The following is a 21,842-nucleotide window of genomic DNA, read 5'->3' as shown; positions in this document are numbered from 1 at the left end:
TGCATGAACTGTCCCTTCAGGACGGACAGCGTGGTTCGACATGTCAGCTAGCTGAGGAACCCTATGGTTTACTCCTATACCGAGAAAAAACGTATTCGTAAGGATTTTGGTAAACGTCCACAAGTTCTGGACATACCTTATCTCCTTTCTATCCAGCTTGACTCGTTCCAGAAGTTTATCGAGCAAGATCCAGAAGGCCAATACGGTCTGGAAGCTGCCTTCCGCTCCGTATTCCCAATCTCAAGCTACAGCGGCAACTCTGAGTTGCAGTATGTCAGCTACCGTTTGGGCGAGCCGGTCTTTGACGTAACTGAATGTCAGATCCGTGGCGTGACCTATTCGGCACCGCTGCGCGTGAAACTGCGTCTGGTGATCTACGAGCGTGAAGCGCCGGAAGGCACCGTAAAAGACATCAAAGAACAAGAAGTGTACATGGGTGAAATTCCACTCATGACCGACAACGGTACCTTTGTTATCAACGGTACCGAGCGTGTTATTGTTTCTCAGCTGCATCGTAGTCCTGGCGTGTTCTTTGACAGCGATAAGGGTAAGACGCACTCGTCTGGTAAAGTGCTGTATAACGCACGTATCATCCCTTACCGCGGTTCATGGCTCGACTTCGAATTCGACCCGAAAGACAACCTCTTCGTCCGTATTGACCGTCGCCGTAAGCTGCCGGCCAGTATCATTCTGCGCGCGCTGCACTACACCACTGAACAAATCCTCGATCTGTTCTTTGATAAAGTGGTGTATGAAATCCGCGATAACAAACTGCAGATGGAACTGGTGCCTGAGCGCCTGCGTGGTGAAACCGCCAGCTTCGATATCGAAGCCAATGGCACGGTCTACGTTGAGAAAGGTCGTCGCATCACTGCGCGTCATATTCGTCAGCTGGAAAAAGACGGTATTCAGCACATTGAAGTGCCAGTCGAATATATCGCTGGCAAAGTGGTCGCTAAAGACTACGTCGATCTGAACACCGGTGAACTGATCGTTCCTGCGAACATGGAACTTTCACTGGATCTGCTGGCTAAACTGAGCCAGTCAGGCCACAAACGCATTGAAACGCTGTTCACCAACGACCTGGATCACGGCCCATACATTTCAGAGACCCTGCGTGTTGACCCAACCAACGATCGCCTGAGCGCGCTGGTTGAGATCTACCGTATGATGCGTCCTGGTGAGCCGCCAACGCGCGAAGCTGCAGAGAACCTGTTCGAGAACCTGTTCTTCTCAGAAGATCGTTACGATCTGTCTGCAGTTGGCCGTATGAAGTTCAACCGTTCACTGCTGCGTGATGAAATCGAAGGTTCAGGTATCCTGAGCAAAGACGACATCATCGAAGTGATGAAGAAACTGATCGGCATCCGTAACGGTATTGGCGAAGTCGATGATATCGACCACCTCGGCAACCGTCGTATCCGTTCAGTCGGTGAGATGGCTGAGAACCAGTTCCGTGTGGGTCTGGTGCGTGTTGAGCGTGCTGTTAAAGAGCGTCTGTCTCTGGGCGACCTCGATACCCTGATGCCTCAGGACATGATCAACGCCAAGCCTATTTCGGCGGCGGTGAAAGAGTTCTTCGGTTCAAGCCAGCTGTCCCAGTTTATGGATCAGAACAACCCGTTGTCTGAGATCACGCATAAGCGTCGTATCTCTGCCCTGGGCCCAGGCGGTCTGACGCGTGAGCGTGCAGGCTTCGAAGTGCGTGACGTACACCCAACCCACTACGGTCGTGTATGCCCAATCGAAACGCCAGAAGGTCCGAACATCGGTCTGATCAACTCCCTTTCTGTTTATGCGCAGACTAACGAATACGGCTTCCTTGAGACTCCGTATCGTCGCGTGGTAGATGGCAAAGTGAGTGATGAAATTCATTACCTCTCGGCAATCGAAGAGGGTAACTACGTTATCGCTCAGGCGAACACCAACCTTGCTGAAGACGGTAGCTTTGTTGACGATCTCGTCACTTGCCGTAGCAAAGGTGAATCAAGCCTGTTCAGTCGTGATCAAGTTGACTACATGGACGTTTCGACCCAACAGGTCGTTTCAGTCGGTGCGTCACTGATTCCATTCCTGGAGCACGATGATGCTAACCGCGCCTTGATGGGTGCGAACATGCAACGTCAGGCAGTACCAACTCTGCGCGCTGATAAGCCGCTGGTCGGTACGGGTATGGAACGCGCAGTAGCGGTTGACTCCGGTGTAACTGCCGTAGCGAAACGTGGCGGTTCCGTTCAGTACGTTGATGCTTCTCGTATCGTTATCAAAGTTAACGAAGATGAGATGTATCCGGGCGAAGCGGGTATCGACATCTACAACCTGACCAAGTACACCCGTTCTAACCAGAACACCTGCATCAACCAGATGCCATGTGTGTCCCTGGGTGAGCCAATCGAACGTGGCGACGTGCTGGCAGATGGCCCGTCTACCGATCTCGGTGAACTGGCGCTGGGTCAGAACATGCGCGTGGCGTTCATGCCATGGAACGGTTACAACTTCGAAGACTCCATCCTCGTTTCTGAGCGTGTTGTCCAGGAAGACCGTTTCACCACTATCCACATCCAGGAACTGGCGTGTGTGTCTCGTGACACTAAGCTGGGGCCAGAAGAGATCACCGCTGACATCCCGAACGTGGGTGAAGCTGCACTCTCCAAACTGGATGAATCCGGTATCGTGTATATCGGTGCGGAAGTGACCGGTGGTGACATTCTGGTCGGTAAAGTGACGCCAAAAGGCGAAACCCAGCTGACGCCAGAAGAGAAACTGCTGCGTGCGATCTTCGGTGAGAAAGCGTCTGACGTTAAAGACTCTTCTCTGCGTGTTCCTAACGGTGTTTCCGGTACGGTTATCGACGTTCAAGTCTTTACTCGCGATGGCGTAGAAAAAGACAAACGTGCGCTGGAAATCGAAGAGATGCAGCTGAAGCAGGCTAAGAAAGACCTGTCGGAAGAACTGCAGATCCTCGAAGCGGGCTTGTTCAGCCGTATTCAGGCTGTACTGATCTCGGGTGGTGTTGAAGCTGAGAAGCTGGACAAACTGCCACGTGAGCGCTGGTTGGAACTGGGCCTGACTGATGAAGAGAAGCAAAACTCTCTCGAGCAGCTGGCTGAGCAGTATGACGAGCTGAAGCACGAGTTTGAGAAGAAACTCGAAGCTAAACGTCGCAAAATCACTCAGGGCGATGACCTGGCACCAGGCGTGCTGAAAATCGTGAAAGTGTACCTGGCGGTTAAACGTCAGATCCAGCCTGGTGACAAGATGGCAGGTCGTCACGGTAACAAAGGTGTTATCTCTAAGATCAACCCGATCGAAGATATGCCTTACGATGAGAACGGCACGCCGGTCGATATCGTACTGAACCCGCTGGGCGTACCGTCACGTATGAACATCGGTCAGATCCTGGAAACCCACCTGGGTATGGCGGCTAAAGGCATTGGTGAGAAAATCAATGCGATGCTGAAGAAGCAGGAAGAAGTCGCCAAACTGCGTGAGTTCATCCAGCGTGCTTACGATCTGGGCACCGATGTGCGTCAGAAAGTCGATCTGAACACCTTCACTGACGACGAAGTTCTGCGTCTGGCTGAGAACCTGAAAAAAGGTATGCCAATCGCAACGCCAGTGTTTGATGGTGCGAAAGAGAGCGAGATCAAAGAGCTGCTGCAGCTCGGCGGCCTGCCTTCTTCCGGTCAGATCACTCTGTTCGACGGCCGTACCGGTGAGCAGTTTGAGCGTCAGGTAACCGTAGGTTACATGTACATGCTGAAACTGAACCACCTGGTCGACGACAAGATGCACGCCCGTTCAACTGGCTCGTACAGCCTTGTTACTCAGCAGCCGCTGGGTGGTAAAGCGCAGTTCGGTGGTCAGCGCTTCGGTGAGATGGAAGTGTGGGCACTGGAAGCATACGGTGCTGCTTATACCCTGCAGGAAATGCTGACCGTTAAGTCTGATGACGTGAATGGCCGTACGAAGATGTATAAAAACATCGTCGATGGCAACCATCAGATGGAACCGGGCATGCCGGAATCCTTCAACGTACTGTTGAAAGAGATCCGCTCGCTGGGTATCAACATCGAGCTGGAAGACGAGTAAGCACTCGCAAGTACTGGTTACGGGACGCGCACTTCGGTGTGCGTCCCTGAGAGTTCCACTCCGACGGGAGCTAATCCGTGAAAGACTTACTTAAGTTTCTGAAAGCGCAAACTAAGACCGAAGAGTTTGATGCGATCAAGATCGCTCTGGCTTCGCCAGACATGATCCGTTCATGGTCTTTTGGTGAAGTTAAAAAGCCAGAAACCATTAACTACCGTACCTTCAAGCCGGAGCGTGACGGTCTTTTCTGCGCCCGTATCTTTGGGCCGGTAAAAGATTACGAATGCCTGTGCGGTAAGTACAAGCGTTTAAAACATCGTGGCGTGATCTGTGAGAAGTGTGGCGTTGAAGTTACACAGACCAAGGTTCGTCGTGAGCGCATGGGCCACATTGAACTGGCTTCACCAACTGCGCACATTTGGTTCCTGAAATCACTGCCTTCGCGTATCGGCTTACTGCTGGATATGCCTCTGCGTGATATCGAGCGCGTACTGTACTTCGAATCTTATGTTGTGATCGAAGGCGGTATGACCAACCTGGAAAAACGTCAGATTCTGACCGAAGAGCAGTACCTTGATGCGCTGGAAGAGTTCGGTGACGAATTCGACGCGAAGATGGGTGCGGAAGCTATCCAGGCGCTGCTGAAAAATATGGATCTGGAGCAAGAGTGCGAGCAGCTGCGTGAAGAGCTGAACGAAACCAACTCCGAGACCAAACGTAAAAAGCTGACCAAGCGTATCAAGCTGCTGGAAGCGTTCGTACAGTCTGGTAACAAGCCAGAGTGGATGATCCTGACCGTTCTGCCGGTTCTGCCGCCAGATCTGCGTCCGCTGGTACCGCTGGATGGTGGTCGTTTCGCTACGTCGGATCTGAACGATCTGTATCGTCGCGTTATCAACCGTAACAACCGTCTGAAGCGTCTGCTGGATCTGGCTGCGCCAGATATCATCGTACGTAACGAAAAACGTATGCTGCAGGAAGCGGTAGATGCCTTGCTGGATAACGGCCGTCGCGGTCGTGCCATCACTGGCTCTAACAAACGTCCTCTGAAATCTTTGGCCGACATGATCAAAGGTAAGCAGGGTCGTTTCCGTCAGAACCTGTTGGGTAAACGTGTTGACTACTCTGGCCGTTCTGTAATCACCGTAGGTCCATACCTGCGTCTGCATCAGTGTGGTCTGCCGAAGAAAATGGCACTGGAGCTGTTCAAACCGTTCATCTACGGCAAGCTGGAGCTGCGTGGCCTCGCGACCACCATCAAAGCTGCTAAGAAGATGGTTGAGCGTGAAGAAGCTGTCGTTTGGGATATCCTGGACGAAGTTATCCGCGAACACCCAGTACTGCTGAACCGTGCACCAACCCTGCACCGTTTGGGTATCCAGGCATTCGAACCTGTTCTGATCGAAGGTAAAGCAATCCAGCTGCACCCGCTGGTTTGTGCGGCATATAACGCCGACTTCGATGGTGACCAGATGGCAGTTCACGTACCGCTGACGCTGGAAGCTCAGCTGGAAGCACGTGCGCTTATGATGTCTACCAACAACATCCTGTCACCTGCGAACGGCGAGCCAATCATCGTTCCTTCTCAGGACGTTGTACTGGGTCTGTACTACATGACCCGTGACAAAGTGAATGCGCGCGGCGAAGGCATGGTGCTGACTGGCCCGAAAGAAGCTGAGCGTGTTTATCGCGCTGGCCTGGCCGAGTTGCATGCTCGCGTTAAAGTGCGTATCACCGAGTACAGCAAAAACGAACAAGAAGAGTTCGTCGCGAAAACCAGCTTAATCGACACCACCATTGGTCGTGCGATTCTGTGGATGATCGTGCCGAAAGGTCTGCCTTACTCCATCGTCAACCAGGCGCTGGGTAAGAAAGCTATCTCTAAGATGCTGAACACCTGTTACCGCATCCTGGGCCTGAAGCCGACCGTTATCTTCGCTGACCAGACCATGTATACCGGCTTTGCTTACGCAGCCCGTTCAGGTGCCTCTGTAGGTATCGACGACATGGTGATCCCGGCTAAGAAAGCGGAAATCGTGGCAGAAGCAGAAGCGGAAGTTGCTGAGATTCAGGAACAGTTCCAGTCTGGTCTGGTTACTGCTGGCGAACGTTACAACAAAGTCATCGATATCTGGGCCGCAGCAAACGAACGCGTTTCCAAGGCGATGATGGACAACCTGCAAACCGAAACCGTGATCAACCGTCACGGCGAAGAAGAGCAGCAAGTCTCGTTCAACAGCATCTACATGATGGCCGACTCCGGTGCGCGTGGTTCTGCTGCACAGATTCGTCAGCTGGCCGGTATGCGTGGTCTGATGGCTAAGCCAGATGGCTCAATCATCGAAACGCCAATCACCGCGAACTTCCGCGAAGGTCTGAACGTACTCCAGTACTTCATCTCGACGCACGGTGCGCGTAAAGGTCTTGCGGATACCGCACTGAAAACCGCTAACTCCGGTTATCTGACGCGTCGTCTGGTAGACGTTGCGCAGGACCTGGTGGTCACCGAAGACGACTGTGGTACTTTCGAAGGCATCATGATGACTCCGGTTATCGAAGGTGGCGACGTTAAAGAACCACTGCGTGAGCGTGTACTGGGTCGTGTGACTGCTGAAGACGTACTGAAACCAGGTACTGCTGACATCCTGATCCCGCGTAACACGCTGATCGATGAGCACTGGTGTGATGTGATCGAACTGAACTCAGTCGATGCGATCAAAGTGCGTTCTGTTGTTGGTTGTGAAACCGACTTTGGTGTGTGTGCACACTGCTACGGTCGCGACCTGGCACGTGGTCACATCATCAACAAAGGTGAGGCCATCGGCGTTATCGCAGCACAGTCCATCGGTGAGCCTGGTACACAGCTGACGATGCGTACGTTCCACATCGGTGGTGCGGCATCTCGTGCGGCTGCTGAATCCAGCATCCAGGTGAAGAACAAAGGTACTATTAAGCTGACCAACGCGAAGTCTGTAACCAACTCCTCCGGGAAACTGGTTATCGTCTCTCGTAACGTTGAGCTGAAAATGATCGATGAATTCGGTCGTACCAAAGAGAGCTATAAAGTTCCTTACGGTGCGATGATGGCTAAAGGTGATGGTGAGCAGGTTGCAGCGGGCGAGACCGTAGCAAACTGGGATCCGCACACCATGCCTGTTATCACCGAAGTGGGCGGTTTCATTCGCTTCACTGACATGATCGATGGTCAGACGATTACTCGTCAGACTGATGACCTGACTGGTCTGTCATCGCTGGTGGTTCTGGATTCTGCGGAACGTACTGCGGGCGGTAAAGATCTGCGTCCTGCGCTGAAAATTGTTGATGCCAACGGAAATGATGTTCTGATTCCAGGTACCGACATGCCAGCTCAGTACTTCCTGCCGGGCAAAGCGATTGTTCAGCTGGAAGATGGCGTTAAGATCAGCGCGGGTGACACCCTGTCGCGTGTACCTCAGGAATCTGGCGGTACCAAGGACATCACCGGTGGTCTGCCACGCGTTGCTGACCTGTTCGAAGCGCGTCGTCCGAAAGAGCCAGCAATTCTGGCCGAGATCAGCGGTATTATCTCGTTCGGTAAAGAGACCAAAGGCAAGCGTCGTCTGGTCATTACACCGGTTGATGGTAGCGATCCGTACGAAGAGATGATTCCGAAATGGCGTCAGCTGAACGTATTCGAAGGTGAGCGTGTAGAACGTGGTGACGTTGTTTCTGACGGCCCAGAGTCTCCACACGACATCCTGCGTCTGCGTGGCGTCCATGCGGTTACACGTTACATCACTAACGAAGTGCAGGAAGTTTACCGTCTGCAAGGCGTTAAGATTAACGATAAACACATCGAAGTCATCGTGCGTCAGATGCTGCGTAAAGCAACCATCGCCAGCGCGGGCAGCACCGAGTTCCTGGAAGGTGAGCAGGCTGAATACTCTCGCATCAAGATCGCTAACCGCGACCTCGAAGCGAACGGCAAAATCGGCGCAACCTTTATGCGCGATCTGCTGGGTATCACCAAAGCGTCACTGGCTACCGAATCGTTCATCTCTGCAGCATCGTTCCAGGAGACCACGCGTGTCCTGACCGAAGCAGCAGTAGCAGGCAAGCGTGATGAACTGCGCGGCCTGAAAGAGAACGTGATCGTGGGTCGTCTGATCCCAGCCGGTACCGGTTATGCTTACCATCAGGATCGTATGCGTCGCCGTTCTGTAGGTGAAACACCGGTTGCACCGCAGGTTACTGCGGATGAAGCCTCTGCGAGCCTGGCTGAACTGCTGAACGCCGGTCTTGGCGGTAGCGACGACGAATAATCGTCTGCGAAAGCTGACCCATAAAAAACCCTGCCTCGGCAGGGTTTTTTTTCGTCTTTAATCAGCCCTTACGGCAGATATCGTGGCGGGTCAGGCCAATGTCGCGCAGTTGTGCATCGCTTAAGTGAGACAGAATTTTTTGTGTCTCACGGCGCGCGTGCCATCTCTTGATGGCGCGCCCTGCACCGCGAACCATGTCCAGTAACGTTACATCAAATGGTTTTGCTGCGCGGTTTTGATCGAATTCCATTATGAATGCCCTCATCAGTTGTCTGTGAGGTATTGTCCAGTTCTTGTGCATTTCAATACAGATTCAAAAATCACTTATTATTAACATACAGATTGCGCATCATAGGATCTGAATGGTAAAAAAAGGGATGATCTGTACTGATTTAGATTCAGTGAACTCGAGGGGAATCATACGATGACGCGTTACCAACATCTGGCTTGCTTGCTCTCAGACAGGATTGAGCAGGGACTCTACCGTAGCGGCGAGCGCTTACCCTCAGTGCGCACACTGAGTATTGAACACGGTGTGAGCATCAGTACCGTGCAGCAGGCGTATCACCTGCTAGAAGAGAAACAGCTTATTGTGCCGCAGCCGCGCTCTGGCTATTTCGTTGCGACGCGCAAAGCCACGCCTCCTGTTCCTGCGTTAACCCGCCCCGTACAACGCCCCGTCGAGATCACCCAGTGGGAATCGGTGCTGGAATTATTAAGCAGCCGCAACAGCGGTAACGTGCTGCAATTAGGTAGCGGCATGCCAGACCTTACCCAGCCGACATTGAAGCCATTATGGAAAATTCAGAGCCGAATGGCGCAGAAGCAGGATCTTGACCAGCTCAATTATGACAGTCTGTTAGGCGTTGCGGCCTTGCGTGAGCAGGTCGCACGCTTAACTATCGATAGCGGTTGTCAGCTCACCGCAGAGGATATTGTGATCACCACGGGCTGCCATGAAGCGCTGTCCGTGTCGATCCGTGCGGTGTGTGAACCGGGTGATATTATCGCCGTTGAATCTCCGACATTTCATGGCACGATGCAGACTCTGCGCGGGCTTGGTATCCGTGCCATTGAAATCCCTACCGATTCGGTGACGGGCATTAGCCTCGAAGCTCTGGAGTTGGCATTCGAGCAGTGGCCCATTAAAGCCGTGGTAGTAGTGCCAAATTGCAATAATCCACTCGGATTTATCATGCCCGAGGCGCGCAAGCGTGCGTTGCTGGCACTGGCACAGCGCTTTGATGCCGCGATTATTGAAGACGATGTCTACGGTGAATTGGCATGGGAGTATCCACGTCCCATTACCATTAAATCTTTGGATATGGATGGCAGGGTGTTGTTGTGTAGTTCATTCTCTAAGACGCTGGCTCCCGGGTTACGTGTTGGCTGGGTGGCACCTGGACGCTATCGCGATCGCGTCTTGCATATGAAATATATCGGCACGGGTTCAACAGCCACACAGCCGCAACATGCGGTGGCCGAATTTATTCGTCTTGGTCACTATGGGCCGCATTTACGCCGGATGCGCCAGGTTTATCAACGTAACTACGAGACTTTTAGCTGCTGGGTACGCCACTATTTCCCGTGCGGAATCTGTGTCTCGCGTCCGCAGGGCAGCTTCCTGATGTGGATTGAATTACCTGAAGCGTTTGATGCGGTTCGGCTAAACGGCGAATTGCGCACGTTGAACATTCAGGTCGCTGTCGGATCACTGTTTTCTGCCTCGGGAAAATATCGCAACTGCTTGCGCCTCAATTATGGTTTGCCCATCAATGAGCAAACTGAACAGGCCATCGCCCAGCTTGGCGCTGCGGTGGAGCAGGCCATGCACGCCTGTCATATCGAAACGGAACAGGCTCCTTCCCTGACTGATTAGAGTAGAAAGGCAGGGCTGGAGAGAGAGGTAGACCAGCCCTGGCCCACTGCCAGCGACAGCGGGCAGGCACACTTTATCCTGAACGGAAATTCACGCCAGCCCGCAAAAAGCCGGCTGCGCGTGAGCTTCCAGCCAATCCACCAAGTTTGCATGACGTTACAGCGCTTCTGCAGGCTGGGTTCCAGCTTCAACCAGTGCCAGCAGCTCCTGTGTCGCCTGACGCCAGTCTCCCGCCTGAGTAATGGCGCTCACCACGGCAACGCTTCCAACGCCAGTGGCCAAAACTTCAGGTACGCGCGCAAGGGATATACCGCCAATCGCCACAGTCGGTATATCCTGCAACCGTGCCATGTGGCGTTTCAGTTCTATAACACCCTGTGGTTCGGAAGGCATATCTTTGGTTTGCGTAGGGTAAATGTGTCCCAGTGCAATGTAGGAAGGACGCAGCGCCAGCGCGCGGTCCAACTCGGCATCATCATGAGTCGATAACCCAAGACGCAAACCTGCCTGGCGGATAGCGTCCAGATTAGCCACGTCCAAATCTTCCTGACCAAGATGCACGCCATAGGCGTTATATTTAATCGCTAATCGCCAGTAATCGTTGATAAACAGGCGTGCACGATACTGCTTGCCCAGCGCAATTGCCTCGCGCACTGCGTCTTCTACTTCATGATCCTGGCAATCTTTGATGCGCAACTGGATGGTGCGAACGCCAGCCTCCAGTAAGCGTGCAATCCACTCTACGCTATCAACAACAGGGTACAGCCCCAGTTTCGGGGCCGTGGCTGGAAAGGCATCGGTCATACTTTTTCCTCTTTAAGGGCATCGGCGGCGTGATAAAGCTCGCCACCACGGCTGCGGAAGGCATCCGACATCTGCGCCATGCCAATTTCAATGGGCTGGGCTTCTGCCTGCTGGCGAGCAGCATATTCGCGCACTTCCTGGGTAATTTTCATCGAACAGAATTTTGGACCGCACATTGAGCAGAAGTGAGCCACTTTGCCCGATTCCTGCGGCAATGTCTCATCGTGATAAGCGCGTGCCGTATGCGGATCGAGCGCCAGATTGAACTGATCCTCCCAACGGAATTCAAAGCGTGCTTTCGACATGGCGTTATCACGGATCTGAGCGCCGGGATGGCCCTTAGCCAGATCGGCTGCATGCGCGGCGATCTTGTAGGTAATCAGCCCCTGCTTAACATCTTCTTTATTCGGCAAACCGAGGTGCTCTTTCGGTGTGACGTAGCACAGCATGGCGCAGCCAAACCAACCAATCATCGCGGCACCAATGCCGGAGGTAAAATGATCGTACCCGGGGGCGATATCGGTGGTCAGTGGGCCAAGCGTGTAAAACGGCGCTTCGTGACAGTGCTCTAACTGTTCGGTCATGTTGCGGCGGATCATCTGCATTGGCACATGGCCTGGACCTTCAATCATTACCTGCACATCGTATTCCCAGGCGATCTTGGTCAACTCACCTAAGGTATGCAACTCGGCAAACTGGGCTTCATCGTTGGCGTCCTGAATCGATCCCGGACGCAGGCCATCACCGAGTGAGAGCGCGACATCATAGGCGGCGCAGATTTCACAGATCTCGCGGAAATGCAGATAGAGGAAACTCTCTTGATGATGTGACAGGCACCATTTCGCCATGATCGAACCACCACGCGAGACAATACCGGTCAGACGATTAGCCGTCATCGGCACATAGCGCAGCAGCACACCAGCGTGAATAGTGAAGTAATCCACCCCCTGTTCTGCTTGCTCGAGCAGGGTATCGCGGAAAATCTCCCAGTTAAGGTCTTCCGCCACGCCATTCACTTTCTCCAGTGACTGATAAATGGGCACAGTACCAATCGGCACCGGGCTGTTTCGCAAAATCCACTCGCGCGTTTCATGGATATAGCGGCCTGTGGAGAGGTCCATCACGGTATCCGCCCCCCAGCGTGTTGACCACACCAGTTTCTCCACTTCCTCTTCGATCGATGAGCTCACCGCTGAGTTGCCTATATTGGCGTTCACCTTCACCAGAAAGTTACGGCCAATGATCATCGGCTCGGATTCGGGGTGATTAATATTGGAGGGTATGATAGCGCGGCCGCTGGCAACTTCCTGGCGCACAAATTCGGCGGTGATGTTTTCCGGCAGATTGGCACCAAAACTGTGGCCCGGGTGCTGTTGCAGTAGCACTTCACCACGAATACGTTCGCGGCCCATGTTTTCTCGCACCGCAATAAATTCCATCTCGGGTGTAATCATGCCCTGACGTGCGTAATGCAGCTGTGTGACGCAGCGGCCAGCTTTGGCACGACGCGGCTGCGGTAACTGCTCGAAGCGCAGGTGATCCAGCCCTTCATCGGCTAAGCGTTGCTGAGTGTATTGCGAACTCAACTGGTGGATCGCTTCGCTGTCATCGCGTTCAGCGATCCAGTTTTCACGCAATCGGTCTAATCCCCGATGCACATCAATGGTGGCCGCGGGGTCGCCATAAGCACCTGCCGTGTCATATACCGGCACTGGTTCGTTGTGCTCATACTGTGGATTCTCTTTTGTGCCACCGATGTGTGTAGGGCTAAGCTGGATTTCGCGCATCGGCACACGGATATCCGCTCGGCTGCCGGTAATCCAGATACGTTTTGAATTGGGGAAAGCGGTGCCTTGCAGCGAATCGATAAATTCCTGCGCTTGTGCACGTTGTTCACGACGAGAAGTTTTAGCAACAGACATAGCAAATTTCCTGAATTAAGGGGAAGTTGCTTGTCCAGAGTTCGGAAGGAGTAACAGGGACGATGCCGGGCGCCAACACGCATCGCTCTGTGAATGTCTACTCTTGTTCCCTTCGCAGGTACTAACCTGATCAGGTTCCGCGGATCCCGAATAAACGGTCTCAGCCCCTTAGGGCACTCCGACAAGGTTGAATTTTACGATATAAGCTACTTTGCTTGCCATTTCACGTTTGGGCAGTGCTCGTGTCCGTCACGTACTACGTGTACGCTCCGGCCACTGCGCGCTGTCCGAGCGTGAACTGGCTGCGCACGCTACGCTTATATCGCAAAATTTGACTCTAGATTGCTTTAAAGAGACGCATAAAAACGTGAATAGGCCTCAATAAAAAAGCCCATTCAGCATAAGAGGGCTTTTTCGGAATAACAAGTTTTTTACATGGGGCCGAAGTTAAGCGGGGCGAGCCATGCTGCTTTCATTGGCGACCGGTGGGCGCGCCAGCTGGTTATCCCAGGCGAGTTGCACCAGCTTATCTTCCAGCGTGAAGCGTGACTCCAGCACTTCACCCACTTCGGATAACGCCTTCTGGAATTCTACGCAGTTATCGTCGTTGATGGCCTGCTGCAGATGGCTGTCATACAGTTGCATCATGCGATCGGTATTCGCTTCCAGAGCGGGATAGAGTTGGGCTGCCGCAATGAGTGGGCTATCGCCTTCCATCTCACTGATAATGCGTTCATAAATACTGAAATGACCGGTTGAGAGGTAATCTACCAGGCCGTGACAAAACGCATCCAGCGCCTGTTCATCCAGGGCACTGAGCGCCTCTTTGTTTGGCTTGATGCCAATTAATGCGTAATAGCTGACAAGCAACTGTCGGCGCGCGCGCAGCCACGCATCAACAAGTTCATTACCGCCACTTACACGCCTGGCCAGGTCATCTAACTGGGTAAGCATATGGGGCTCCGGGTGAGTTATAGTTATCCATTCCACACTTAACATCAGGATTTCAGCGTGCCATTTGACGCTAAGGACAACGAATAAGATGCAACGTGAGATCTCAAGCGTAGACGCTGGCTGGTGGATTGTCAGCCATGAACAAAAACTTTGGTTACCGCAAGGTGAACTGCCGCATGGCTTATCCGGCGATTTTGGCCTGACTGGAAAAACCGCGATTTTGATTGGCGAATGGCAGGCGGAGAATGTCTGGCTGATACGTGAATCACGACCTGACAATATGGGCTCTGTTCGCCAGCTTATCGACGAAGATGTTGGGCTTTTTCAGATGGTTGGGCGTGGAGTTCAACTCGCCGAATTCTACCGCTCACACCGCTGGTGTGGCTACTGCGGCCACGAAATGCACCTCAGTAAGCGCGAGTTTGCCTGTCTGTGTCACCACTGTCGCGAACGCTATTACCCGCAAATCGCGCCGTGCATTATCGTGGCGATTCGCCGGGGGGAGGAGATTCTGCTGGCCAACCATGCGCGTCATCGCAACAGCATTTACACAGTATTAGCTGGCTTTGTTGAGGTCGGGGAGACGCTGGAGCAGGCCGTCGCGCGTGAAGTGATGGAAGAGAGCAACGTCCGGGTTAAAAATGTCCGCTACGTCACCTCGCAGCCCTGGCCGTTCCCGCATTCATTAATGATGGCGTTTATGGCCGAATATGAGGGCGGTGAGTTGCAGCATGATGGCAAAGAGTTGCTGGATGCCGGCTGGTATCGCTATGACGATTTGCCCTTGTTACCGCCACCGGGCACGGTGGCACGGCGGTTGATTGAAGATACCGTTGCCCTGTGTCGCGCCAGCGCGCCGTGAAAATGCTACACTGGCGGCCTTAGCATGAGAGAGCCCATTATGAGTGAACTGAAGAACGATCGTTATCTGCGTGCCCTGTTACGTCAGCCGGTGGATGTCACCCCTGTATGGATGATGCGACAAGCCGGGCGTTATTTGCCGGAGTACAAAGCCACGCGTGCTGAAGCCGGTGATTTTATGTCGCTGTGTAAGAATGCGGAGCTGGCGTGCGAAGTCACCCTGCAGCCGCTGCGTCGTTATGCGCTGGATGCCGCGATCCTCTTCAGCGATATCCTGACGATTCCTGATGCGATGGGGCTGGGGCTCTATTTCGAAACGGGCGAAGGTCCGCGCTTCTCAAATCCTATTACCTGCCGTGCAGATGTAGACAAACTGCCGATTCCGGATCCTGAAGATGAGCTGGGTTATGTGATGAATGCGGTGCGTACCATTCGCCATAACCTGAAAGGCGAAGTGCCTTTGATCGGCTTCTCCGGCAGCCCGTGGACGTTGGCAACCTACATGGTTGAAGGCGGCAGCAGCAAAGCGTTCACCAAAATTAAAAAGATGATGTATGCCGAGCCGCAAACCCTGCACAAGCTGCTGGATAAGCTGGCTGACAGTGTCATCCATTACCTGAACGCCCAGATCAAAGCCGGTGCACAGTCGATTATGGTCTTCGACACCTGGGGCGGCGTGCTGACCGGCCGCGATTACCGTGAGTTTTCACTCTACTATATGCACAAAATCGTCGATAGCGTGCTGCACGAGAACGAAGGTCGCCGTGTGCCGATTACGCTGTTCACCAAAGGTGGTGGTCAGTGGCTGGAAGCTATCGCAGCGACCGGATGTGATGCGCTGGGACTGGACTGGAGCACCGATATTGCCGATGCGCGTCGTCGCGTGGGTGACAAAGTTGCGTTGCAGGGCAACATGGATCCTTCCATGCTGTATGCGCCTCCGGCACGTATCGAGCAGGAAGTGGCCACTATCCTTGAAGGCTTTGGCACGGGAGAAGGGCATGTCTTCAACCTGGGTCATGGCATTCATCAGGATGTGCCGCCAGAGCACGCCGGTGCCTTCGTGGAAGCCGTGCATCGACTGTCACGCCCATACCATCAGGGCTAAGCATGGATTTAGCCGCGCTGCGGGCTGAACAGTTACAACGTGCTGCTAACGTGGTGCGGCAGGATGATTTCGACGTCCTGCCGCCTCGTTTTATCGCCGGTGCGGACGTCGGTTTCGAGCAGGAAGGTGCCGTCACGCGTGCGGCACTGGTGGTATTAGAATATCCCTCATTGCAACTCGTGGAGCACCGTATAGCACGCATCGCGACCACCATGCCTTACATCCCGGGTTTCTTATCGTTTCGTGAAGTCCCCGCACTGCTTGCAGCCTGGCAGCAGCTCACACACCAACCCGATCTTTTATTTGTTGATGGTCATGGTATTGCCCATCCCCGTCGCCTAGGCGTGGCTGCGCATTTTGGCTCGCTGGTGGATGTTCCAACCATTGGCGTGGCGAAAAAACGGCTCTGCGGGCGTTTTACCGAATTGGATGCTGAACCGGGGAGCCGCCAGCCACTGATGGATAAAGGCGAACAAATTGGCTGGGTGTGGCGCAGTAAAGCGCGCTGCAACCCTTTGTTCGTCTCAACCGGGCATCGTGTCAGTATGGACAGCGCACTGAATTGGGTGGAGAAATGTACCGCGGGCTATCGTTTGCCCGAGCCTACACGCTGGGCCGATGCGGTTGCTTCAGGGCGTCCTGCGTTTCTGCGTTGGCAAAATGCGCGTTAACGCTGTTTGCGCGCGGCTTTTGCGGTACACTGCCGCCAGCTAACCTATTGAGAGTAAGTTTGATGTTACAGAACCCCGTCCATTTGCGTCTGGCGAAGCTGGAAAGCTGGCAACATATGACCTTTATGGCCTGTCTGTGCGAGCGGATGTTCCCCAATTATTGGGCCTTCTGTCAGCAGACTGAATTCGCCGATCCGCAACTCTATCGTCGCATCCTTGACCTTGTCTGGGAGAGCCTGACGGTTAAAGACGCCAAAATTAACTTCGATAGCCAACTGGAGAAGCTGGAGTCTGCGATTCCGAATGGCGATGATTTTGATATCTATGGTGTCCACCCAGCGATCGATGCCTGTGTTGCGTTGAGCGAAGTTGTGCATGCACAACTCAGCGGCGAAACTCTGGAGCACGCAATCGAAGTCAGTCGCACCTCGATCACCACCGTCGCTATCCTTGAAATGACGCAGGCCGGTCGTGAAATGACCGATGAAGAGCTGCGCGAAAATCAGGCGGTGATTGATGAATGGGATCTGCAGTGGGAGATTTTCCGTCTGCTGGCAGACTGCGAAGAACGCGACCTTGAGCTGATTAAGGGGTTACGTTCTGACCTGCGCGAAGCGGGAATCAGTAACATCGGTATACTTTTTCAGCAATAAGGCGATAAAACGTGACTTCAGGCCTGAATTACCGCGCCTGGAGGCTTCACATCAGCCCCCTGTCTGGTCTACATTTGGGGGGCTGAAAATTGTGGCTATCTTTGCGTGCAGGTTGAAGAGTGCCAGAATATGGCTTTTCCCTCGCACTCGTTGCTTAGCAAGCGATAAATACACTTTAAGGATAACTTATGAACAAGACTCAACTGATTGATGTGATCGCAGAGAAAGCTGACCTGTCAAAAACCCAGGCTAAAGCTGCGCTGGAATCTACCCTGGCTGCGATCACTGAGTCTCTGAAAGAAGGTGATGCTGTACAACTGGTTGGTTTTGGTACTTTTAAAGTGAACCACCGCGCTGAGCGTACCGGTCGCAACCCACAGACTGGTAAAGAGATCAAAATCGCGGCAGCTAACGTGCCAGCGTTCGTCTCTGGTAAAGCTCTGAAAGACGCTGTTAAGTAAGTTTTCCGCATCGCGGTTTAAGCTTTAAAAGAGGGGCGACACGCCCCTTTTTGTTATTGGGGCCTGTCATGCTGAACACGATTACTCAGCGCGTCTGCGCCCTGTTACTCGGTGCGCTGCTCGCGGGCTGTAGTTCCACCTCTGATCTCCCTGCCTTTACGGCAAGTGGCTATCTGGCCGATCGTGGCACTGTGCGCATCTGGCGCAAGAACAGTGACCATCAGACTGTCCATCTTCGCACTGTTTATACCCCTTTCAATGGCGATGCCATGGAAACCACTGACTACAACTGGCAACAGAACCACCTGATCAGCGTTGAGCGCATTGTGGCGGGTGAGCAACCCGATGACGTGACGCTGCGTTTTGACCATCTGGGCAATCTTAATTTTATGCAGCGTCAGCTGGCCGGCCGTCGTGAAGCGGTAAGTGGTGATACGGTTGAGCTCTATCGTTTCGACGCGCAACGTATGCTGGAGCAAAGTAATGCGTTGCTGAGTGGCCGTGTATTACTGAAGCAGGGGCATTGGCTGGGCGCTACGCAGGTGCGCGATTGTGATGGCAAAGTGGTGAATGCACCCTTTGATAGCGGAATCATTGCCACGCTATCTCAGCAGCAGCAAAACCAGCCACAGTCGTTGATGGTGTCATGGTTGGAGGCACCTGAAGGCGTGCAGTTGTTGCGGGCGACGCCAGAGGATGAGTGTAGCTGGCAGCCGAAAGAGAGTGATTTCTGAGTTGGGAAAAAACAAGGGGCGCTGAGCGCGCCCCTTGATGATTACTTGCGATTAATCGCGCGGTAACCAATATCTTTACGGCAGAAGCTGCCTTCCCAGGAAATATGTTTCGCCAGCGCATAGGCATTCTTCTGCGCGGCAGCCACATCTTCGCCCAGGGCAGTGACGCACAGCACGCGTCCACCGTTGGTGACCACCACATCATCTTTCATCGTGGTGCCCGCGTGGAACACTTTACCGTCCGGCACTTCTTCCAGCGGCAGACCGTGGATTTGATCACCGGTGTTGTAATCCGCGGGATAGCCGCCAGCCGCCAGCACGACACCCAGCGATGGACGTGGATCCCACTGCGAGGTCTGCTTATCGAGTTTGCCATCCACTGCGGCCAGGCACAGCTCAACCAGATCTGACTGCAGACGCAGCATGATCGGCTGGGTTTCTGGATCGCCAAAGCGGCAGTTGAACTCGATCACTTTCGGCTGACCGGCTTTATCGATCATCAGGCCGGCATATAGGAAGCCGGTATAGGTGTTGCCTTCCGCTTTCATGCCGTTAACGGTTGGCCAGATAATCTGGTCCATCACACGCTGGTGGATCTCATCGGTGACAACCGGGGCAGGCGAGTAAGCGCCCATGCCTCCGGTATTCGGGCCGGTATCACCATCGCCTACACGTTTATGATCCTGGCTGGTGGCCATGGGTAACACGTTGTCGCCATCCACCATCACGATAAAGCTGGCTTCTTCGCCGTCGAGGAACTCTTCAATGACGATACGATGGCCTGCATCGCCGAAAGCGTTACCTGCCAGCATGTCCTGCACTGCAGCTTCCGCTTCAGCCAGTTCCATCGCGACGATAACCCCTTTACCGGCTGCCAGACCATCCGCTTTAATCACGATCGGTGCGCCTTTCTCACGCAGGTAAGCCAGCGCTGGCTCAACTTCCGTAAAGTTCTGGTATTCAGCGGTAGGGATCTGCTGGCGTGCCAGGAAATCTTTGGTGAAGGCTTTTGATCCTTCCAGCTGTGCAGCCGCCTGCGTTGGGCCAAAGATTTTCTGACCTGCTGCACGGAACGCATCGACCACGCCAATCACCAGCGGCGCTTCTGGGCCTACGATGGTCAGATCGATCTTCTCTTTCTGAGCAAAGGCTAATAGTGCAGGAACGTCAGTGGCGCTGATCGCCACGTTCTGCAGTGCAGGTTCCAGTGCGGTACCCGCGTTGCCCGGTGCAACAAAGACCGTTTCGGCCAGCGGTGACTGTGCTGCTTTCCATGCCAACGCGTGTTCACGTCCACCATTACCAATCACTAAAATTTTCATCTATACAGCTCCAGGCTATTAATGGCGGAAGTGACGCATGTCGGTGAAGATCATCGCAATACCGTGCTCATCAGCGGCGGCAATCACTTCATCATCACGGATAGAACCACCTGGTTGAATCACACAGCTGATACCTACAGCCGCCGCTGCGTCGATACCATCGCGGAACGGGAAGAAAGCATCAGACGCCATGGCTGAACCTTTAACTTCTAAACCTTCGTCGCCTGCTTTGATACCGGCAATTTTGGCAGAATAAACGCGGCTCATCTGTCCGGCGCCTATGCCGATAGTCATATTGTCACGTGCGTAGACAATGGCGTTGGATTTCACGAACTTGGCTACTTTCCAGCAGAACAGCGCATCACGCAGTTCCTGCTCGCTTGGCTGGCGCTTAGTCACGACTCGCAGCTGACTGGCATCAACCATACCGAGATCGCGATCCTGAACCAGCAGGCCGCCATTAACACGCTTGAAGTCCAGTGCAGCAACACGGCCCTGCCACTGGCCACAAACCAGCACGCGAACGTTCTGTTTTGCTGCGGTAACTTTAAGTGCCGCTTCGCTGGCTGAAGGGGCAATGATCACTTCGACAAACTGACGGCTGATGATCGCCTGGGCAGTGGCTTCATCCAATTCGCGGTTGAAAGCGATGATGCCGCCAAAAGCAGAAGTTGGATCAGTTTTGTAAGCGCGCTCATAGGCGTCAAGAATCGAACCGCCCACTGCCACACCACACGGGTTAGCATGCTTAACGATCACGCAAGCGGCTTCATCAAACTCTTTCACACACTCAAGCGCGGCATCGGTATCCGCGATGTTGTTGTAAGAGAGCGCTTTGCCCTGTACCTGATGTGCAGTCGCAACAGAAGCTTCTGCCACATTCTCTTCTATATAGAAGGCAGCGTCCTGATGGCTGTTCTCGCCGTAACGCATATCCTGCTTCTTGATGAAGTTGAGGTTCAGCGTTCGTGGGAAGCGGCCGGCAGGCTCTTTGCTGTCGCTATGATAAGCCGGTACCAGGCTGCCAAAGTAGTTGGCAATCATGCTGTCGTAGGCTGCGGTGTGTTCGAAGGCTTTGATCGCCAGATCGAAACGGGTGTCCAGCGTCAGGGAGTTTTCGTTGGCGTCCAGCTCGGCGATGATGGCCTCGTAGTCGCTGCTCTTCACCACGATTGCCACATCTTTGTGGTTCTTCGCAGCGGAGCGCACCATGGTTGGGCCACCGATATCGATATTCTCTACCGCGTCTGCCAGTGAGCAATCGGGTTTGGCAACGGTTTGAGCGAAGGGATAAAGGTTTACCACCACCATATCGATAGGGTTGATCGCGTGCTCGGCCATGATCGCATCATCGGTGCCGCGACGGCCCAGAATACCGCCATGCACTTTCGGGTGCAGCGTTTTGACGCGTCCATCCATCATTTCCGGGAAACCGGTGTAGTCAGAGACTTCGGTGACGGGCAGGCCCGCATCTGCCAGCAGGCGAGCAGTACCACCTGTGGAGAGCAGCTCAACACCACGGCTGGAGAGTGCCTGAGCAAATTCGAGGATACCGGCTTTATCAGAAACACTGAGAAGAGCGCGGCGTACTGGACGACGTTGTTGCATGGTGGTTTTATCCCTTGGCTTTGTTTCGCATAAATAAGAGCGTTACATCAAGCTTAGCGCTTCTCTTATATATAGAAGAGAGTACTTGCTTCATGTAACGCCCCAAAAGGGGCATCCTTGACGTCGCCGGGCATTGTAGCGAAAACGTTTGCGCGATGCTCGCCTAAATTCATTTGTGCAGGTGAATGTGGATAACACTGTGTGTAAGTGGGTATAAGGCGGGGTTTTGCTGTGGAATGCAGCGAACGGTTGTTTTTGTTGAATTTAGCGGTTGCGCGCTGTGAACAACTCCCTATAATGCGCATCCATCGAGACGGCACAACGGTTTACGAAGTGCGGTGTTGACAGGAAGCTTCGCTAAGAACTTCCGCCAGAGAAAAAATGCTGAAAAAAGCGTTTGACTCTGAAGGAGGAAAGCGTAATATACGCCACCTCGCAACAGCAGCTTAAGGCGCTGATTGCACCGCTCTTT

At 53.6% G+C, this 21,842-nt stretch carries 15 protein-coding genes and 1 riboswitch; of the genes, 9 read left to right on the top strand and 6 right to left on the bottom strand.

The features are described 5' to 3' along the window. The first annotated feature begins 63 nt into the window (after positions 1-63). Together rpoB and rpoC are read left to right on the top strand one after the other, a co-directional pair. On the top strand, positions 64-4,092 hold the full coding sequence (gene rpoB, locus AC1MDE_RS25145) for a DNA-directed RNA polymerase subunit beta (protein ID WP_034828907.1): 4,029 nt from the start codon (positions 64-66) through the stop codon (positions 4,090-4,092). 77 nt (positions 4,093-4,169) lie between these two features. Then, positions 4,170-8,393, top strand: a complete 4,224-nt coding sequence (gene rpoC, locus AC1MDE_RS25140; protein WP_058962190.1) for a DNA-directed RNA polymerase subunit beta' — start codon at positions 4,170-4,172, stop codon at positions 8,391-8,393. A 61-nt stretch (positions 8,394-8,454) separates the two neighbouring features. Here the strand turns inward: rpoC and AC1MDE_RS25135 are convergent, their stop codons facing one another. Then, the gene (locus tag AC1MDE_RS25135) at positions 8,455-8,643 is read right to left on the bottom strand and encodes a DUF1127 domain-containing protein (RefSeq protein WP_058962189.1); all 189 of its coding nucleotides are present in this window, start codon (positions 8,641-8,643) and stop codon (positions 8,455-8,457) included. 174 nt (positions 8,644-8,817) lie between these two features. Here AC1MDE_RS25135 and AC1MDE_RS25130 point away from each other — a divergent pair, with 174 nt between their 5' ends. After that, positions 8,818-10,272, top strand: a complete 1,455-nt coding sequence (locus AC1MDE_RS25130) for an aminotransferase-like domain-containing protein (RefSeq protein ID WP_058962188.1) — start codon at positions 8,818-8,820, stop codon at positions 10,270-10,272. A gap of 156 nt (positions 10,273-10,428) precedes the next feature. Here AC1MDE_RS25130 and thiE read toward each other — a convergent pair whose 3' ends face one another. The 3 genes from thiE to AC1MDE_RS25115 form a co-directional block, all read right to left on the bottom strand. Further along, the gene (gene thiE / locus AC1MDE_RS25125; RefSeq protein WP_058962187.1) at positions 10,429-11,076 is read right to left on the bottom strand and encodes a thiamine phosphate synthase; all 648 of its coding nucleotides are present in this window, start codon (positions 11,074-11,076) and stop codon (positions 10,429-10,431) included. Next, positions 11,073-12,998 (bottom strand): phosphomethylpyrimidine synthase ThiC, encoded by a 1,926-nt coding sequence (gene thiC / locus AC1MDE_RS25120; protein ID WP_058962186.1) that lies wholly within the window; start codon positions 12,996-12,998, stop codon positions 11,073-11,075. The genes thiE and thiC overlap by 4 nt, the downstream gene beginning before the upstream one ends. Positions 12,999-13,088: 90 nt before the next feature. After that, a riboswitch (TPP riboswitch) is annotated at positions 13,089-13,189 on the bottom strand. A gap of 256 nt (positions 13,190-13,445) precedes the next feature. Then, positions 13,446-13,952 carry an Rsd/AlgQ family anti-sigma factor gene (locus AC1MDE_RS25115; RefSeq protein ID WP_058962185.1) on the bottom strand — a complete coding sequence of 169 codons (507 nt, stop codon included), beginning with the start codon at positions 13,950-13,952 and terminating at the stop codon, positions 13,446-13,448. Between the two features lie 88 nt (positions 13,953-14,040). On the opposite strand from AC1MDE_RS25115, the gene nudC reads away from it, so the two are divergent. The 6 genes from nudC to AC1MDE_RS25085 all read left to right on the top strand — a co-directional run bounded on the left by nudC (position 14,041) and on the right by AC1MDE_RS25085 (position 18,440). Further along, positions 14,041-14,814: an NAD(+) diphosphatase gene (gene nudC / locus AC1MDE_RS25110; RefSeq protein WP_058962184.1), complete on the top strand. Its 774-nt coding sequence runs from the start codon at positions 14,041-14,043 to the stop codon at positions 14,812-14,814. Positions 14,815-14,853: 39 nt separating this feature from the next. Then, positions 14,854-15,921, top strand: coding sequence for a uroporphyrinogen decarboxylase (gene hemE, locus AC1MDE_RS25105; RefSeq protein ID WP_097119774.1), 1,068 nt, complete (start codon positions 14,854-14,856; stop codon positions 15,919-15,921). 2 nt (positions 15,922-15,923) lie between these two features. Further along, on the top strand, positions 15,924-16,592 hold the full coding sequence (gene nfi, locus AC1MDE_RS25100) for a deoxyribonuclease V (RefSeq protein WP_058962183.1): 669 nt from the start codon (positions 15,924-15,926) through the stop codon (positions 16,590-16,592). Positions 16,593-16,654: 62 nt separating this feature from the next. Next, positions 16,655-17,245 (top strand): YjaG family protein, encoded by a 591-nt coding sequence (locus AC1MDE_RS25095; protein ID WP_034828920.1) that lies wholly within the window; start codon positions 16,655-16,657, stop codon positions 17,243-17,245. Positions 17,246-17,433: 188 nt separating this feature from the next. Then, positions 17,434-17,706 (top strand): nucleoid-associated protein HU-alpha, encoded by a 273-nt coding sequence (hupA, locus tag AC1MDE_RS25090; RefSeq protein WP_006121511.1) that lies wholly within the window; start codon positions 17,434-17,436, stop codon positions 17,704-17,706. A 68-nt stretch (positions 17,707-17,774) separates the two neighbouring features. After that, positions 17,775-18,440: a DUF1481 domain-containing protein gene (locus AC1MDE_RS25085; protein ID WP_058962182.1), complete on the top strand. Its 666-nt coding sequence runs from the start codon at positions 17,775-17,777 to the stop codon at positions 18,438-18,440. A 41-nt stretch (positions 18,441-18,481) separates the two neighbouring features. On the opposite strand, the gene purD is transcribed toward AC1MDE_RS25085, so the two are convergent. Then, positions 18,482-19,762 (bottom strand): phosphoribosylamine--glycine ligase, encoded by a 1,281-nt coding sequence (gene purD / locus AC1MDE_RS25080; protein WP_058962181.1) that lies wholly within the window; start codon positions 19,760-19,762, stop codon positions 18,482-18,484. Positions 19,763-19,780: 18 nt separating this feature from the next. Continuing rightward, positions 19,781-21,370: a bifunctional phosphoribosylaminoimidazolecarboxamide formyltransferase/IMP cyclohydrolase gene (gene purH / locus AC1MDE_RS25075; RefSeq protein ID WP_479397937.1), complete on the bottom strand. Its 1,590-nt coding sequence runs from the start codon at positions 21,368-21,370 to the stop codon at positions 19,781-19,783. Positions 21,371-21,842: the final 472 nt, after the last annotated feature.

The organism is Pantoea folii (genome assembly GCF_056678875.1).
This window is presented reverse-complemented; position numbering and strand designations above follow the sequence as displayed.